The sequence below is a fragment of the Phenylobacterium sp. genome (assembly GCF_036501465.1).
In the GTDB taxonomy this organism is placed as follows: domain Bacteria; phylum Pseudomonadota; class Alphaproteobacteria; order Caulobacterales; family Caulobacteraceae; genus Phenylobacterium.
Window position 1 is genome coordinate 24,117 of the sequence record NZ_DASYAF010000005.1, and the last position, 16,735, is coordinate 40,851.

Sequence of the window (16,735 nt, forward strand, 5' to 3'; positions counted from 1 at the left end):
TCACGGAACCCGCCCGGCGGATTTGGCCGCGTCGGCGTCGTAGGCCCGTACGATCCGCTCCACCAGCGGGTGGCGGACCACGTCCTCGGCGGTGAAGCGCACCACCCCGATGCCCTTCAGCCCCTCGAGGATGCCCACCGCGTGCGCCAGGCCGGAGTCGCGGGCGTTGACCAGGTCGATCTGGGTCGGGTCGCCGGTCACCACCATGCGCGCGCCCTCGCCCAGGCGGGTCAGCACCATCTTCATCTGCAGGCGTGTGGCGTTCTGCGCCTCGTCGACGATGACGAAGGCATGCGCCAGGGTGCGGCCGCGCAGGAAGGCGATGGGCGCGACCTCGATCTCGCCCTTCTCGCGCCGCCTGCGGAACTGCTCGGCGCCCAGGATGTCGGTCAGCGCCTCCCAGACCGGCGCCATATAGGGATCGACCTTTTCGGTCAGGTCGCCGGGCAGGAACCCCAGCCGCTCGCCGGCCTCCACCGCCGGGCGGCTGACGATCAGCCGGTCCACCTCGCCGCGCAGCAACAGGCCCGCGCCGTGAGCCACGGCTAGGAAGGTCTTGCCGGTGCCGGCGGGGCCGAGGCCGAACGTCAGCTCGCAGCTTCCCAGCGCGTCCAGGTACTTGGCCTGGGTCGCGGTCTTGGGGGCCACCTGGCCGCGGCGGCCGACCGGCAGGGCGCCGGGGCCGGCGCCGCCCGACCGCGCCTGGCCGATGGCCACGCGCACATCGGCTTCGGAAATCTCCAGGCCCTGGTCGGCGCGCTCGGCGATCGCCTGGACCGCCTTCTTGGCCGCCGCGCGGCCCTTGGAGTCGCCGGTCAGCGAGACCCCGCCGCCGGGGGTTTCGACCAGCACGTCGAAGGCGTCCTCGATCAGCGCCGCATGACGCGAGTTGGCGCCGGCCACCGCGCGGGACGCCGCGTCGCTGAGGGTGATGAATTCGGGGGCTCGGCTCACGCCGGTTGCATCTCCTTGGCCAGCGCGCCGCCAAGCGACATGCGCGCGGCGCTCTCGATCTTCACCGGAACGACCTGGCCGATCAGGCGATCCGGCGCGGTGGCGTGCACCGCCTGCAGATAGGGACTGCGCCCGATCAGTTGGCCAGCATGGCGGCCGGGCCGCTCGAACAGCACGGGCAGCGTCTGGCCCACCTGGGCGGCGTTGAAGGCGCGGGCCTGCTCGTCCAGCAGGGCGTTGAGGCGCGCCAGCCTCTCGTCCTTCACCGCCTCGGCCACCTGACCCGGCATGGCCGAGGCTGGCGTCCCGGGGCGGCGGGAATATTTGAAGCTGAAGGCCGCGGCGTGGTTCACCGCGCGCACCAGGTCCATCGTCGCCTCGAAGTCGCTCTCGCGCTCGCCCGGGAACCCCACGATGAAGTCGCCGCTGATGGCGATATCCGGCCGCGCGGCGCGGACCGTCTCGATCAGCTTCAGATAGCTGTCGGCCGTATGCGCCCGGTTCATGGCTTTCAGGATGCGGTCGGAGCCGGATTGCACCGGCAGGTGCAGGTAGGGCATCAGCTCCGGGACCTCGGCGTGGGCGCAGATCAGCGCCGCGTCCATGTCGCGCGGATGGCTGGTGGTGTAGCGGATGCGGTCCAGGCCCTCGATTTTCGCCAGCCGGCGCACCAGGGCCGCCAGCCCGCCCGAATTCCTGTCATTTGGGGCGGCGTAGGCGTTGACGTTCTGGCCCAGCAGGGTGACCTCGCGCACGCCCTGGGCGGCCAGGTCACGGGCCTCGGCCTCGATGGCGGCGGGATCGCGCGACCACTCCGGCCCACGGGTATAGGGCACCACGCAGAAGGTGCAGAACTTGTCGCAGCCCTCCTGCACCGTCAGGAACGCCGTGACCCCATCGGCCTTGCGGCCGGCCGGCGCCAGCGCATCGAACTTGTCCTCGGGCGCGAAGTCCGCGGAGAGGCGCTCGCCGCGGGCGCGGTGGGATCGCGCGATCAGCTCCGGCAGCTGGTGATAGGCCTGCGGGCCGACCACTAGGTCCACTGCCGGCTGGCGGCGCATGATCTCCTCACCTTCGGCCTGGGCGACGCAGCCGGCCACCGCGATGGTCATCCGCGACCCGCCCTGCGCCAGGGCCTCGTCGCGCATCTCCTTCAGCTTGCCGAGTTCGGAATAGACCTTCTCGGTGGCCTTCTCGCGGATGTGGCAGGTGTTCAGCACCACCAGGTCCGCGCCCTCCGGCCTATCGGTCGCCACATAGCCCAGCGGCGACAGCACATCGGCCATCCGCTCGCTATCGTAGACGTTCATCTGACAGCCGTAGGTCTTGATGAAGAGGCGCTTGGGGCCGGGCATGGCCGGGTTATGCCCTCCCCCAGTGGGGAGGGAAAGGCCGCGCGAGCGGCCAGGGTGGGGAAGTGTGGCCCGGAGCGCTGAGGCGGAGAATGATCCCGGCTTCCCCACCCTGGTCGTTTCACGGCCTGTCCCTACCCACTAGGGGAGGGAGTTCGGGGCGTCACTCCTCGACCGGAACGCCATAGAGCTCCAGGCGGTGGTCCACGAGCCTGTAGCCGAGCTTCCTGGCGATGGCCTCCTGCAGGGCCTCGATCTCGGCGTCGACGAACTCCACCACCTTGCCGGTCTTCATGTCGATCAGGTGGTCGTGGTGCTGGTCGGGATGCTCCTCATAGCGGGAGCGGCCGTCGCGGAAGTCGTGGCGGGTGATGATCCCGGCCTCGTCGAACAGGCGCACGGTCCGGTAGACGGTGGCGATGGAGATGTGCGGGTCGACGGCATGGGCGCGGCGGTGCAGCTCTTCCACGTCGGGGTGGTCGTGGGCCTCCGACAGCACCCGGGCGATCACCCGGCGCTGCTCGGTCATGCGCATGCCCTTCTCCACGCAGAGCTTCTCGATGCGGTCCGACACGGCGGGCCTCTCCTGTTCCGCAGCCAAGATAGGCTTAGAGGGACTGGGCGTTAAGGTCGAGCCGCATCACCAGGGCGTCCACGTAGCCTTGCGGGCGGCGGTCGTAGTAGGCCTTGCGCAGGCCGGCGCGGCGGAAGCCCAGGGCTTCGTAGAGCGCGATGGCCGGATCGTTGTCGACGGCCACTTCCAGGAAGACCTCCCCGGCGCCCAGGTCGCGGGCGGCCGGCAGCGCCGCGGCGATCAGCGCCCGCGCCACGCCGCGCCGGCGCGCGGCCGTCGCCACGCCGAGCGTCAGCACCTCCATCTCGCCGGCCGCGACCCGGCAGAGGATGACGCCCAGCGGCGTCTGCGCGTCGTCGCGCGCCAGGAAGCCGTAGATGCCCTCGCCGTCCAGCAGGTCCTCGAACTCGTCCCAGCGCCAGGAGGCCGGGAAGGCCTCGGCGTGGACGGCCGCCATGGCCTCGCACTCGGCGGCGGTGCAGCGGATCAGGTTCATGCGGGCCAGATCATGCGGGCAAGGCGGACGCCGGCAGCTTGGCGTCGGGCGCGCGCAGGTAGAGCGGCTTCAGGGGGCCGGGCGCGCGGCCCTGGGCCAAGCGGGCCACGTCGCGCGCATTGGCGCCGTCCGTCTCCACCACCGTCGCGGCTGGGGCGAAGCCGGCGAGCAGCACCGCGCCGGAGCCGACCAGGGTGAAGGGCCGACCCTGCGACAGCTCGGCGATCCGCGCGGCGGCGACCTCGGCGGTCACCGCGTCCGGCGCCATCAGGGCGTAGCCGTCCTCGAAGGCTTGCAAGTAGAGCTGGCCACGACGCGCATCGATGGCCGGGAAGACCAGGCCGCCCGCCTGCTGCGCCAGGGCTTCCAGGGTCCCGATCCCCACCGCCGGCCTGTCCAGCGCCAGCGACAGGCCCTTGGCGAAGGCCACGCCGACACGCAGGCCGGTGAAGGAGCCCGGGCCCACCGTGGTTGCGATGCGATCCAGCGCCGGAAAGCCGATCCCGGCCTGCGCCATCACCTCGCGGGCCATGGGGGCGAGCCGTTCCTGGTGGCCGCGGGCCATGACCTCGCGCGCCGACGCCAGCACGCGCGCGCCATCGAGCACGGCGACCGAACAGGCGGAAAGGCAGGTGTCGAGGCCGAGGGTTAGCATGGGAGCCGGTGATAGCGCATGGGTCCCGGCTCGGCCTACGGGCTTCGCCCTCCGTTGGCCGGGATGACGGGCTCTAAAGCGTCTGTTCGACCGCCGTCACTTCCGGGACGTAGTGCTTGAGCATGTTCTCGACGCCCGCCTTCAGGGTCGCCGAAGACGACGGGCAGCCGGAGCAGGCGCCGCGCATGTTCAGGTAGACGACGCCGGTCGCCACGTCGAAGCGGTTGAACAGGATGTCGCCGCCGTCCTGCGCCACCGCCGGGCGGATGCGGGTGTCGAGCAGGTCCTTGATCTCGGCAACGATCTGGGCGGTCTCGCCCTCGTAGACGCCCTCATCATGGCCGCCTGCCGCCTCGCCCTCGCCGGCGAACAGCGGCTGGCCGGAGGTGAAGTGGTCCATGATCGCCGCCAGGATCGGCGCCTTCAGGTGGCTCCAGTCGTGGTCGGCGCCCTTGCCGACGGTCAGGAAGTCCGGGCCGAAGAACACCCGCTCGACGCCCTCGATGGAGAACAGCTCCGCCGCCAGCGGCGAGGCGGCGCCCGCGACGGCGTCGCGGAAGTCCCGCGTGCCCTCGCCCATCACCTCGCGGCCAGGCAGGAACTTCAGCACCTCAGGGTTCGGCGTGGGTTCGGTCTGGATGAACATGGGCCAGATGTGGCGTGACGAGCGGCAGAGCGCAAGCCACCTCCAAAAGCTCGTCATCCTCCGGTCGGCGTAGCCGATCCGGAGGACCCAAGCGGCTCATCCAAAGCCAGGCTCAGCATGGGTCACCCGGACAAGCTGGGTGATGACGACCTATGTTGTCACGCCAGGTCCGCGATCTCCGCGTCGGTCAGGTCGCCGGGCACCAGGGTCACCGGCACCTTGCGTCCGCCCCAGCTCACGCCCTCTTTGGCCAGCGAGGCCACTAGCGGCCCCGGCCCGCGACCGCCGACGGCGGCGGCCAGCACCAGGATCTTGATGTCCGGGTCGCCGGCGATCGCCTCGCGCAGGCCCATGCGGACGTTGTCGGCGTTCTTGATGATGAACTCCGGCGGCAGGCCGGTCTCGGCCAGCACCAATTCGGCGGACTTGCGTAAGGACGCCTCGGCCTCCTCGCGCGCTTGGCGCTCCAGTTCCTCGCGCACGCCGGACCAGTGCTCGAAGTATTCCGGCTCGATCACTCGCAGCAGGGCCACGTGGCCGCCGGTGGACCGGGCGCGGCGGCACGCGAAGCGCAGCGCCGCCTGGAATTCCGGCGTGTCGTCGGCGACCACGAGGAACTTGCGCTTGCTGGCCGTGCTCATCGGCCGCGACGGTGCGGCTTCCTCGGTTTCAAAGCAACAACCCACCGTCATCCCCGGGCTTGTCCCGGGGACCCATGCACGCGGGCGTCGCAGGTTGTTCTGTGGGATCGGTGTTCATGGGTGGCCGGGACAAGCCCGGCCATGACGAAGGTAAAACCCTACCCCGCCCAGTAGCCCACGATGCGCTTGACCTCGGCCAGGATCGGGCCGGCGACGCTGCGCGCATGTTCGGCCCCGGCGCCCAGGATGCGGTCGATCTCCGCCGGGTCGCCCAGCAGCCGGCGCATCTCGCCGCCGATCGGGCCCATCACCGAGACCGCCAGGTCGGCGAGCTTCGGCTTGAAGACCCCGAAGCCCTGGCCGGCGTACTCGTCCAGCACCGCTTGCGCGGTCTGGCCCGATAGGGCCGCATAGACCCCCACTAGGTTCTCCGCCTCGGGCCGAGCCTTCAGCTCGTCCAGCGTGGCCGGCAGCGGCTCGGGGTCGGTTCGGGCCTTCCTCACCTTCTGGGAAATAGTGTCGGCGTCGTCGGTCAGGTTGATGCGCGAATAGTCCGAGGGGTCGGACTTGCTCATCTTCACCTTGCCGTCGCGCAGGGACATGATCCGCGCGCCCGGCCCCTGGGTCATCGTCTCGGGCAGCGGGAAGAAGCCCGGCGCCTCGAAGTCGTGGTTGAACTTGGCCGCGATGTCGCGAGTCAGCTCCAGGTGCTGGCGCTGGTCCTCGCCCACCGGCACGTGGGTGGCCTTGTAGATCAGGATGTCGGCGGCCTGCAGCACCGGATAGGTGTAGAGGCCCACGCTGGAGCGCTCCTTGTGCTTGCCGGCCTTGTCCTTGAACTGGGTCATCCGGTCGAGCCAGCCCAGGCGCGCGACGCAGTTGAAGACCCAGGCGAGCTCGGCGTGCTCGGGCACCGCCGACTGGGCGAAGATGCTGGCGACCTTGGGGTCGAGCCCGGTCGCCAGATAGGCCGCAGTGATCTCGCGGACATTGGACTTCAGCTTCTTCGGATCGACCCATTCGGTGAGCGCGTGCAGGTCGGCCACGAAGATGAAGGTCTCGATCTCGTGCTGCATGCGGGCGAACTTCACCAGGGCGCCCAGGTAGTTGCCCAGGTGCAGGTCGCCGGTCGGCTGGACGCCGGAAAGCACGCGTTGCGGGCCCGTGTAGGGGGCCGGAGCTTGGTCGGTCATGGGATGAGGCTTCTCAGGGAATGGAGGCGTGGGCGCAAGGCCCGGGTTCAGCGGGTCAGCCGATCAACGCCATCGCCAGGTCAGGTGGGCCCGAAAAGTCATGGCCGCGAGATACGGCCCGGCGCGCGGTTCGGCAAGCCTCAGCCGAGATCCTGGGCGCCCGGGACGGTCTTGTCGCTCTCGCCGGGCTTGCGCCGCAGCGCGCCCTTGATCTCGCTCAGCGTCAGGCCGCCGGAGGCGAACAGCAGGAACGGGAAGCTCACCGCGGCCAGGGCCGAGAGGCCGACGATCACCAGCTCCTTCGGCCCGAGCGGCCCCAGCCGCAGGTGATGCAGCGGCGCCTCCAGAAGACCGCGGTCGTGCGAGGCGAGCGCCAGCAGGCCGCCCATCGCCGCGCTGGCCACCAGCACGCGGATCAGGCGCGAGATGGTCTTGGCGCTGGGCTCGTAGAGCCCCCGCTTGTGCAGGGTCGACACCATCATCACCACGTTGACCCAGGCCGCCAGGCTGGTCGCCGCGGCGATCCCGGCGACACCGACAAAGTGGAACAGCGTCACGCCTGCGGCGATGTTCACGCCGGCCGCGATCAGGGTGAACCGCATCGGCGTGCGCGTGTCCTGGCTGGCGAAGAACACCCGGTTGAAGAGCTGCGACAGCACGAAAGCCGGCACGCCCCAGGCGTATTGCTGCAGCGCCTTGGCGGTGGCGAGCGCGTCGAAATGGGTGAAGGCGCCGCGCGTATAGAGCCCGTCGATCAGGAAGAAGGGCATGGAGAACAGGGCCGCCGCCGCCGGCAGGCTGAGCGCCAGGGAGAAGACCACGGCCTCGTCGATGGCCCTGTGGCTGCCGACCTTGTCGCCGGCGTGGACGTGGCGCGACAGGCTGGGCAACAGGGCCACGCCGATGGCCACGCCCACCAGGCTCTGCGGCAGCATGTAGAGCCGGTCGCAGACCGTCAGCCAGGTCCGCGCGCCGTTCACTTGGCTGACCAGCATGCTGGAGATGAAAATGTTCACCTGCGAGCCGCTGGCGGCGATGGCGCCGGGCACCGCCAGGCCGATCAGCGCCTTGATCGCCGGCGTCAGGCGCGGCCGGCGGATGTCCACATTGGCGCCCGAGCGGCGCACGCCCCACCACAGCAGCGCCGCTTGGGAGATCCCCGCGACGATCACGCCCCAGGAGGCGTAGTAGGCCGCCTGCAGGGTGTTGTGCGCGGGCCAGACGGCCACCAGGGTCCAGAGGTTCAGCAGGATCGGCGCGGCGGCCGAGAAGATGAAGCGGTTGCGGCCGTTCAGCACCCCCGACAGGTGCGCGTAGATCGCCATGAACGGCAGGTAGGGCATCATGATCTGGGTCAGGTGGACGGCCAGGTCGTGCTTGGGGCCGTGGAAACCGGGCGCGATCACATACATCAGCCACGGCATGGCCAGCTCGGCGGCCACCGTCACGGCGATCGCCCCGGCCGCCAGCACCGCCATGGCGTCGGCGGCCAGGACGTCGGCGACCTCCTCGCCCTCGGTGGCGAGCGCCTTGGAATAGGCCGGGACGAAGGCCGAGGCGAAGGCGCCCTCGGCGAAGATCCGCCGGAACAGGTTGGGGAACGAGAAGCCCATGTTGTAGGCGTCGGCCGCGAAGGTCGCGCTGGCGCCAAGGTAATAGGCCAGCACCACGTCACGGGCGAAGCCGAGCACCCGGCTGATCAGGGTGAAGAACGAATAGATCGCCGAGGACCGGATGAGCCCGCTGGACTTGGCGGCGACCGGCTTCGGGGCGGTGGTGGCGGTCACGGACGGCGGCTCGGCTGACGACTCAAGGCCGGCAACCTAGCGCGGGGCGCCGTCCGTGGCGCGACGCAAATTGGCGCTGCCGCCGGTGGATCCCGGATCCCCGCTCACGCGGCTTCCGGGATGATTCGCTACGCGGTCACTTCAGCACCTTGATCTTGATGTTCTCGAACCAGACCGGATTGCCATGCATCTGGAGGGCGATGGCGCCGCTCTTGCCGGTTCCGAACTGCGGCCAGCGCTTGAACTTGGTGGCCGCCACGCGATCCTTGAACGCCTGGGAATTCAGGTCGTACTCGACGACCTTCACCCCGTTCAGCCAGTGCTGCACCTTGCCGTGGTCGACGACGATGCGCCCGTGGTTCCACTCGCCCACCGGCTTGGTCATGTCCTTCGAGGGCGCGAAGAGATAGTAGGCGGCCGCGGCCTGCTCGAGCGGCTGCTCGCCGTGGGCGTTGTCGAGCAACTGGTATTCCGGCCCGCTCTCATAGGTCTCATCGCCGACCGGGATCACGTGGTACATCACGCCGGAATTGCCGAGCGGGCTGATCTTCCAGTCGAAGGTCAGGTCGAAATTCTCGTAGTTCTGCTTGGTGACGATGTCCTTCGAGACGCCCTTCGTCGGGCCGAGCACCCCATCCTTCACCGTCCAGCCGGCGTCGGGCTTGTCGGTCTTGAAGCCCTTCCAGCCGGCGAGGTCCTTGCCGTCGAACAACAGCTTCCAGCCGCCGGCCTTCTCGGCGGCGGTGAGGGTATTGGGCGCCTGCGCGAACGCAGCGGACGCCAGGAGCGCGAGGCCAAGGCCCAAGACGACAGGCTTCATGATCGTTCCTTAGAGGTTGAGCTTCTTGAGTTGCTCTTCGAGATGCGCCTTCACCTCGTCCGAGGGGCCGGGGTCCGACGTGCGCGACACGTTGCCGATGTAGCCCACGTCCTTCATCCCGGCGTCGGTCGTGTAGTAGGCGCCGATGGTCAGCCGGCGGAACTTGCGCCAGAAGGCGTGAGTGGTCTTGTCGGTCGCCACGGGCAGGGCGGCCAGCGCCGCGGCCCGGGCCTCCGGCGTCACCTTCAGGACCCGCACGCTGAGCTGGTTGAGGCCGTTCATGATCAGCGGCCGGTCCTTCAGCTGGTCCGGATAGGGCGCGCTCACCCACTCGTCGATGAAGTCCGGCACGCCCAGCGAACTGGCCGAGGGCGCCGTCGCGTTGGCCGGCAGGATATAGTCGGCCAGGATCGCGGCGGTGGTGAGCTGGTCGCGGGTCATGATCCGCGTCCAGGGCGCCTTCTCCGGCTTGGTGAGCTTAGGGTCGGTGCCATAGCCGCGGGTGACGACGTCGCCGCCCATCCTCGGCCCATAGACCACCACGCCGGCGCCCACCGCTGTCGCGGCGCCGACGACGCCCACCCAGGCCAGCGCCGTGCGCCGGTCGATCTTGGGCTCATAGTGTTCAACAGGAGGTTGGGGAGTTTCGGTGCTCATCAGATCGCCCCCTGCTTGGCCAGCGTCACCAGGTTGTCGGCCGAACGCCAGGCCAGCGCGATGATCGAAAGGGTCGGGTTCTTGTCCGGGCTGGAGACCATCACCGCCCCGTCCATGACGAAGAGGTTCGAGACCGCCCAGCTCTGGCCGTACTGGTTGACCACCGAGTCGGTGTCGTTGTGGCCCATGCGCGCGGTGCCGATCTCGTGGATCATCTCGCCGCCCTTGGAAATGGCCTTCGTGCCGTCGGTCTCGACGTGGCCCTCGGGCTTGCCGCCCAGCCGGTCGATCACCTCCAGGAAGGTCTTCACCGCGTGCGCCGCCTGGTTGGTCTCGTGCTCGCCCCACTTCCAGTGGAAGCGCAGGACCGGGATGCCCCACTTGTCCCTGGCGACCGGATCGATCTCGCAATAGCAGTCGTCGTTGGGGATCATCTCGCCGCGGCCGTCGAAGCCGATGGTCGAGCCGAACTTGGTGCGCAGCTTGGCGCGCAGGTCGTCGCCGATGCTGGCGTCATCGCCGCGCAGCAGGCTTCCCATGCCCATGGACGGCATGTGCCGTCCGCCGCCGATCTCGATGTGGTAGCCGCGGGCGAAGCCCAGTTCCTTCTGCTTCTCGTAGCCCCACCAGGGGATGTAGGTGTGCTGGGTGCCCTGGCCGTCGTCGTTGGTGGGCGGCATGCCCTCCAGCGCCGGGAACTGGCCGGTGACCCCGGTGCCGACGCTGTCCATAAGGTAGCGGCCGACCATGCCGTGGGTGTTGCACAGGCCGTCGGGGAACTTCGCGGACTTGGAGTTGAGCAGGATCCGCGCGGTCTCGCCCGAGCCCGCCGCCAGCACCACCGCGCGCGCCGTCGCCGAATGGTGCGCGCCGGTCTTGCGGTCGACATAGGTCACGCCCTTGGCCTTGCCGTCCTTGTCGAGGTCCACCTGGTAGACCAGGGCGTTGGTGGTGATGGTCAGGTTGTTGGTCGCCATGGCCGGCGGCAGCAGCACCGTGGTCGACTGGAAGTTCGCCCCGATGGCGCACCCGCGACCGCAGGGCGTGGCGAACAGGCAGGTGTTGCGCCCCTCCATCTGGCCGGTGACCACCGCGCCGTGCATCGGGATGACCGGGATGCCCATGGCCTTGAAGGCCCGGCCGTAGAAGATCTCGAAGGCCCGGGGCGGCGCCGAGGGCATCAGGCAGCCGGCCGGCGAGTCGGGGGTGTTCAGGAGGTTCTGCGGCGGATAGGCGCCGGAGACCCCGATCAGCTTCTCGGTCTTGTCGTACCAGGGCGCCAGGTCCTCGTAGGCGATCGGCCAGTCGTAGCCCAGGCCGTCGCGGCTCTTCGGCTTGAAGTCGAGCGGCCCGAACCGCAGCGCGATGCGGCCCCAGTGGTTGGTGCGCCCGCCCAGCATTCGCGGCCGCCACCAGATGAAGGGCTCCGAGCCCGGGGCCACGGTATAGGGCTCGTTCGGCACCTCCCAGCCGCCGTCGACGGTGGCGTCGTAGAAGCCGAAGGGCTTGTCCGGGGTGCTCACTCCACGCAAAGGCGCCTCGGCGTTGGTGTTGAACATCGGGGTCTCGACGCGCGGGTCGTAGTCGCGCCCGGCCTCCAGCATCAGCACCTTCAGGCCGGACCTGGTCAGGTGGTAGGCGCTCATGCCTCCGCCCGCGCCGGAGCCGACGATGATCACGTCATAGGGTTCTGCGGCCATGACTCAGGCGCCTCCCCGCGCCGAACCTACCCTGGCGGGAACCGGGACGTAGGTTTCAAGGCTGTTGTCGGGCAGGTTCACCACCTGGCCGGTCTCGGCCGACTTGTAGAGCGCCATCACCATCTTCGTGACCTCGACCCCGTCGACGAAGGTCTCGATCGGCGTCGTCCCATGGCGGAAGCAGTCTGTCATGTGCCGGTTCTCGCCGATGTAGCCATAGGTGCCGGCCTCGTCCTCGACGATCGGCATCTGGCCCTGTTCGGCGTTCTGCTTCTCCACCAGGTCCTCGCCGGACGAGCCGTGGATCGCCCGCGACAGGAAGACCTTCAAGGACGGATTCAGCGACGAGAACTCCATGGCGTACTCAGGCCCCAGCAACGCCAGGTCGATGCGCAGGCCCGCGCCGACGTAGGACCAGGAGGTGGACGCCTCGACGATCACCTCGCGGCCGTCCTCGGCCTCGAAGACGATGGTGGCGCGGGCGAAATCCTCCACCGGATGGGCCTTCATCTCCACGCCCTTGAAGTCGTGGGCCAGGGCCTTGGCGTAGCGGTCCTGGGTCCATTTCAGATAGCCGACCGAGCCCTGGGCGGCCTTCAGCTTCAGGGTGTCGCGCGCCGCGCCAGGGGCCGTCAGCAGAAAGCGGCCCACCTCGACGGAGTGGCACATCATGTCGCTCATCACGCCGCCGCCTTGCTTCTGGCCCTGCCAGAACCACGGCTCGTGCGGGCCGGAGTGCTCCTCCGCCGCGCGGGCGAGATAGGGGCGGCCCGAGGCGGGCACGGCGCGGCGCCAGACGATCTCCTTGCCGCGCTCCACCGCCGAGGCGAACACCTGGTTCTCGAGGTAGCCGTGGGCGAGGCCCGCATCCTCGGCCAGCCGCAGCATCTCGCGCGCCTCGGCCAGCGTGCGGCCCAGCGGCTTTTCGCAGGCGATGGCGCGAACCTTCGACCGGCCCGATTTCACCGCGTCGTGGATCGCCTGCATGGCCTCCAGCCGCCGGTCGTTGGGGATCAGGAGCCAGATGGCGTCCACGTCGTCGGCGCCCAGAAGGGCCTCCAGGGTGGCGTGCGCCCGGCAGGGGCCGAGCTCCAGGCCGTTGACCTCGGCGGCCAGGGCGTCGCGGTGCTCGGCCGTCGGGCTGAAGACCCCGGTGATCTGGGCGTGGCGCACCGATTGGAAGCTCTTGACGTGGAACTTGGCGATGAAGCCGGAGCCCACGAAACCGATGCGCAAAGGAGGCGGCGCCTCACCTGCCCGCGCCATGCTCTTCAATCCCCCGCGAACCACTGACTTGCGGCGAACTTGGCGCCGGCGGCGGGAGAGGTCAAACCGCGTCGGCGACCCGACGTTCGCCGAGCGGATCGTGACAGGTGCGCTTCAGCGCCAACTATGTAATCGATAGGCCAAGCGGGGCGCTGAGACCCGCGCGAGGGGGAGGCGAAGATGACCGTCCGGATGCGGCTTTTTCTGATGATGGTGCTGCAGCTGGCGGTCTGGGGCGCCTGGGCGCCGAAGCTGTTCCCCTACATGGGCATGCTGGGTTTCGCGCCCTGGCAGCAGTCGCTGGTCGGCAGCTGCTGGGGCATCGCCGCGGTGGCCGGGATCTTCTTTTCCAACCAGTTCGCCGACCGCAACTTCGCCGCCGAACGGTTCATGGCCGTCAGCCATCTCTTGAGCGGCCTGTCGCTCGCCGCCTGCGCCTTCCTGACCAGCTTCTGGCCGTTCTTCGGCGCCTATCTGGTCTTCAGCCTGCTCTATGTGCCGACCCTGTCGGTCTCCAACTCCATCGCCTTCGCCAACCTGAAGGACCCGGCCAAGGACTTCGGGCTAGTGCGCATGGGCGGCACGATCGGCTGGGTGCTGGTGAGCTGGCCGTTCGTCTTCCTCTTGGGCGCCAAGGCCGACGCCTCGCAGGTGCGCTGGATCTTCCTGGTGTCCGCGATCGTCTCCTTCGCGCTCGCCGCCTACAGCCTGAGCCTGCCGCACACCCCGCCCAAGCGCGACGCTCAGGCCGCCGACCCGCTGGCCTGGCGCGAGGCGATCAAGCTCCTGGCGGTGCCGTTCGTGGGCGTGCTGTTCGCCGTCACCTTCATCGATAGCGTGATCCAGCAGGGCTATTTCGTGATGGCCGACGCCTTCCTGACCAACCGGGTGGGCATCGCCGGCAACCTGTCGATGATCGTGCTCAGCCTGGGCCAGATGGCCGAGGTGGTGGCCATGCTCGTCCTGGGGACCGTGCTCGCCCGGCTGGGTTGGAAGACAACCATGATCGTGGGCATCCTGGGCCACGCCGCGCGCTTCTCGATCTTCGCCTTCTTCGCCGACAGCGTGCCGGTGATCGTGACGGTCCAGCTGCTGCACGGCATCTGCTACGCCTTCTTCTTCGCCACCGTGTACATCTTTGTGGACGCGGCCTTCCCCAAGGATGTCCGCTCCAGCGCCCAGGGCTTGTTCAACCTGCTGATCCTGGGCATCGGCAATGTGGGCGCGAGCTTCCTCTTTCCGGCGCTGGTCGCCCGTTGGACCGACGCCGCCGGCAAGGTCGACTACCGCACCCTGTTCATGGTCCCGACCGGCATGGCGCTGGTCGCCGTCCTGCTGCTCGCCGCCTTCTTCCGCCCGCCGCAGCGCGGGCCGGTGGAGGATGGCGCGGTCGCCGAGGGCGCGGCCGCCTGAGGCCGCCCTTATCGGCGGGCGTCAGCCGTGGATCGTCTCCGGATCCTGCTCCGGCGGCGGGGGCGACGGCGGCCGTTTGGGCGGGGTTCCGAAGTTCCACGCGAATCCGACATAGGCCGCGCGGATGCGGCCGGTGCTCTGCACACGGTCACGCAGCTGCGGCGTGTTGATGATGTTCACCGAATCGAAGCTGTTGAACACGTCCTGGACGGTCACCACCGCCGCGAACTTGTCGTTGAACTTGTGCCGATAGCCGAGGAACGAGATGAAGCTGGGCTCGACGTAGCCCTGTGGGGTCAACCGCCGGGCGTTCAGGGTCCCGCTGGCCTGGGCCGAATCGTTGGGCGTGATCTGCCAGTTCAGGCTGAAGCGGCCGCCACCCTCGATGGCCGACCGACTTCCGGTCGCGCCGATGACGCCAGGCAGGTTGATCGTCCCGGCCTCGATCTCCGCATAGTAGACATTGGTCGAGGCGTTGTAGCTCAGGTCCTTGGTCAAATGGCCGTTGGCCACCAGCTCCAAACCCGCGTGCTTGGCGGAATTCAGGTTCTCCTTGGTGTCCAGGAAGATGTTGCCGGACTCCGTCACCACGTCGGTCACGTCGTGGGTTGAAGAGCGATAGTAGGCCGTCGCCAGGTAGAAGGTCCCGCCGGCCCGGTACTGGTAGCCGGCCTCGAAGCTGTCGGTCTGGTCCGGTTTCAGGTTCGGATTTCCCTGCCGGAAGTTGAACGGGTCCGACTCGATGCGGAAGGGATTGAGGTCGCTGGGTGCGGGCCGCGAAATCCGCCGGCTGTAGCTGAGCGTCAGGCTCTGGTTGTTGCTGAACCTGTAGTTCAGGTGCAGGGTCGGATAGGCGTTGAAGGCGTTGGAGTCGTGGACGAGGGCGCTGGTGACCTGATTGAGGTCCAGCTCCACGTCTTCCAGCCGCAGACCGCCCAGCACGGTGAAGGCGCCGAACGGCTGCTCGTAAGTCACATAGGCCGCATTGATCGTCTGCTTGTAGAGGAAGAGGTTCGAGAGCGTCGGGTCCGGCCCGGCGACGGCTTGGCTCACGCCGCGTGCGGCCACGTTGTCATAGCTGTTGTCGTCGATCCGCAGGTCGTAGCCGACCTTCAGCCTCCCGTCGTTCGGCATCGGACGGCGCAGGTCGGCGCGCAGGTCGCTGAGCGCCAGGATGTTATGGCCGCGGATGTCCTGGAAGTTGTCTGGGGCTGCGGGCAGGCTGGTGATCCCGTCGAACGCAGTCTCGTTGCGCTCGTAGGTCGTCTCGTGGCTGGCGCTCAGCGAGACATCGTCGTCGACGCCTTTGATGCGCCGCCAGCTCGCCTGGGTTCCCCTGTTGTCGCGCACCTGCTTGAGGAGGCCGCTCTGGTCGAAGGCCTGGTCGAGCGCCCCCGTCGGGTCAAAGCCGCGCAGGTGGATCAGGTTGTGGAAATCGAGATCCGTCTGGTTGGCGTGGACTTCACCGGAAACCCGGTCGGTCTTGTTCAAATCGTAGTCGAGGCCTACGCGCGCATTCCACTGGTCGTAGGGGCCGCGGTTGTCATTGACCTCGTGAACCGTCTGCGTCGGCGCGCCGGTAGGGTCGATCAGGGTGTAGGTGTCCTCGCTCACCGAGTGCTGCGGGTCGTGGCGGAAGCCCGCGTCCCCGGACAGCGTCAGGGCGTCGGAGCTGTAGGCGCCGGAGACCCCGCCGTTGCGCCGCCCCGCCGTGCCCACGTTGTAGCGCATGCTGCCCGAGGTCCCGATCCGGTGGGTCTTCTTCATCACCAGGTTGATGATCCCGGCCGAGCCGTCCGGCGAGAACTCGGCCGACGGATTGGTGATAACCTCCACCCGCTCCACGGAATCGGCGGGCAGCGACTGCAGCGCCTGGGCCGCGCTCTGGCCGCGGAACAGGGCCGAGGGCTTGCCGTCCACCAGGATCGTGACGTTGGTGTCGCCGCGCAGGGAGACGTTGCCCTGCACGTCCACCTCGACCGAGGGGATGTTCTTCAGCGCGTCGCTGATCGTGCCGGTGGTGGCGGCCAGGTCGTTGGCCACGCCGTAGCTCCTGCGGTCGATGGAGCTGCGGAAGCCGTTCTGGGAGGCGCCGGTGACCACCACCTCGTCGACGGTCTTGGAGGGCGCGGCCTTTGGCGTCGCGGCCTTGGACGCTTTGCCGGCTTTCGGCGCCGCGGATTTCTGGCCCGCCGCGCCCAGCGCAGGTGGCGAGGCCTGGCCCGGACCGGCGCCCTGGGGCGTAGCCTGAGTCTGGGCATAGGCCCCGGTCGCCACCGCGGCGGCCGTCGCCGCGAGCCATGCACGCACTCGATATCGCAAGCCTCGCTCCCCCGACCGCGCCGGGCTGTCTAAGGGAACCCGGTCACCAAAGTCTAATCGAACCCGACTTCGTGGCGCAGGTTGGGCGAAAGAGCGCATCCGGTTTGGCCCCGGCCGGGCTCTAGGTGTCTGGTCCCGCTGTGTGGGGGACTCAGCTTAGCTGAGTGCTCACATCGGGAGGCTCTATGGGCCAGATACTCCACGGCAGCGCCACGACCACGCACGCCATCCGAGCGGCGATACAGCGATCGAAAGCTCC

The 16,735-nt window shown here is 68.8% G+C and carries 15 protein-coding genes; 1 reads left to right on the forward strand and 14 read right to left on the reverse strand.

Annotation, left to right across the window (positions count from 1 at the left end):
• The 13 genes from VGL85_RS00255 to VGL85_RS00315 form a co-directional block, all read right to left on the reverse strand.
• Positions 1-954 carry a PhoH family protein gene (locus VGL85_RS00255; RefSeq protein WP_331584777.1) on the reverse strand — a complete coding sequence of 318 codons (954 nt, stop codon included), beginning with the start codon at positions 952-954 and terminating at the stop codon, positions 1-3.
• Positions 951-2,309, reverse strand: a complete 1,359-nt coding sequence (miaB, locus tag VGL85_RS00260) for a tRNA (N6-isopentenyl adenosine(37)-C2)-methylthiotransferase MiaB (RefSeq protein ID WP_331584779.1) — start codon at positions 2,307-2,309, stop codon at positions 951-953. Before miaB ends, VGL85_RS00255 begins: the two co-directional genes overlap by 4 nt.
• A gap of 160 nt (positions 2,310-2,469) precedes the next feature.
• Complete coding sequence (locus VGL85_RS00265; RefSeq protein ID WP_331584805.1) at positions 2,470-2,841, reverse strand: Fur family transcriptional regulator; 372 nt, start codon at positions 2,839-2,841, stop codon at positions 2,470-2,472.
• A 73-nt stretch (positions 2,842-2,914) separates the two neighbouring features.
• Positions 2,915-3,376 (reverse strand): GNAT family N-acetyltransferase, encoded by a 462-nt coding sequence (locus VGL85_RS00270; protein ID WP_331584781.1) that lies wholly within the window; start codon positions 3,374-3,376, stop codon positions 2,915-2,917.
• 10 nt (positions 3,377-3,386) lie between these two features.
• Complete coding sequence (gene tsaB, locus VGL85_RS00275; RefSeq protein ID WP_331584783.1) at positions 3,387-4,031, reverse strand: tRNA (adenosine(37)-N6)-threonylcarbamoyltransferase complex dimerization subunit type 1 TsaB; 645 nt, start codon at positions 4,029-4,031, stop codon at positions 3,387-3,389.
• A gap of 73 nt (positions 4,032-4,104) precedes the next feature.
• The gene (locus tag VGL85_RS00280; protein ID WP_331584785.1) at positions 4,105-4,677 is read right to left on the reverse strand and encodes a NifU family protein; all 573 of its coding nucleotides are present in this window, start codon (positions 4,675-4,677) and stop codon (positions 4,105-4,107) included.
• 158 nt (positions 4,678-4,835) lie between these two features.
• Positions 4,836-5,318: a universal stress protein gene (locus VGL85_RS00285; RefSeq protein WP_331584787.1), complete on the reverse strand. Its 483-nt coding sequence runs from the start codon at positions 5,316-5,318 to the stop codon at positions 4,836-4,838.
• Between the two features lie 158 nt (positions 5,319-5,476).
• On the reverse strand, positions 5,477-6,511 hold the full coding sequence (gene trpS / locus VGL85_RS00290) for a tryptophan--tRNA ligase (RefSeq protein ID WP_331584789.1): 1,035 nt from the start codon (positions 6,509-6,511) through the stop codon (positions 5,477-5,479).
• A 140-nt stretch (positions 6,512-6,651) separates the two neighbouring features.
• Positions 6,652-8,298: a murein biosynthesis integral membrane protein MurJ gene (gene murJ, locus VGL85_RS00295; RefSeq protein WP_331584791.1), complete on the reverse strand. Its 1,647-nt coding sequence runs from the start codon at positions 8,296-8,298 to the stop codon at positions 6,652-6,654.
• Between the two features lie 136 nt (positions 8,299-8,434).
• The gene (locus VGL85_RS00300) at positions 8,435-9,118 is read right to left on the reverse strand and encodes a DUF1080 domain-containing protein (protein WP_331584793.1); all 684 of its coding nucleotides are present in this window, start codon (positions 9,116-9,118) and stop codon (positions 8,435-8,437) included.
• Positions 9,119-9,127: 9 nt separating this feature from the next.
• On the reverse strand, positions 9,128-9,775 hold the full coding sequence (locus VGL85_RS00305) for a gluconate 2-dehydrogenase subunit 3 family protein (protein ID WP_331584795.1): 648 nt from the start codon (positions 9,773-9,775) through the stop codon (positions 9,128-9,130).
• On the reverse strand, positions 9,775-11,475 hold the full coding sequence (locus VGL85_RS00310; RefSeq protein ID WP_331584797.1) for a GMC family oxidoreductase: 1,701 nt from the start codon (positions 11,473-11,475) through the stop codon (positions 9,775-9,777). Before VGL85_RS00310 ends, VGL85_RS00305 begins: the two co-directional genes overlap by 1 nt.
• A gap of 3 nt (positions 11,476-11,478) precedes the next feature.
• Complete coding sequence (locus tag VGL85_RS00315; RefSeq protein WP_331584799.1) at positions 11,479-12,711, reverse strand: Gfo/Idh/MocA family oxidoreductase; 1,233 nt, start codon at positions 12,709-12,711, stop codon at positions 11,479-11,481.
• A gap of 210 nt (positions 12,712-12,921) precedes the next feature.
• Here VGL85_RS00315 and VGL85_RS00320 point away from each other — a divergent pair, with 210 nt between their 5' ends.
• On the forward strand, positions 12,922-14,154 hold the full coding sequence (locus VGL85_RS00320; protein WP_331584801.1) for an MFS transporter: 1,233 nt from the start codon (positions 12,922-12,924) through the stop codon (positions 14,152-14,154).
• Positions 14,155-14,175: 21 nt separating this feature from the next.
• Here the strand turns inward: VGL85_RS00320 and VGL85_RS00325 are convergent, their stop codons facing one another.
• The gene (locus tag VGL85_RS00325; protein WP_331584803.1) at positions 14,176-16,464 is read right to left on the reverse strand and encodes a TonB-dependent receptor domain-containing protein; all 2,289 of its coding nucleotides are present in this window, start codon (positions 16,462-16,464) and stop codon (positions 14,176-14,178) included.
• Between the last annotated feature and the right edge of the window lie 271 nt (positions 16,465-16,735).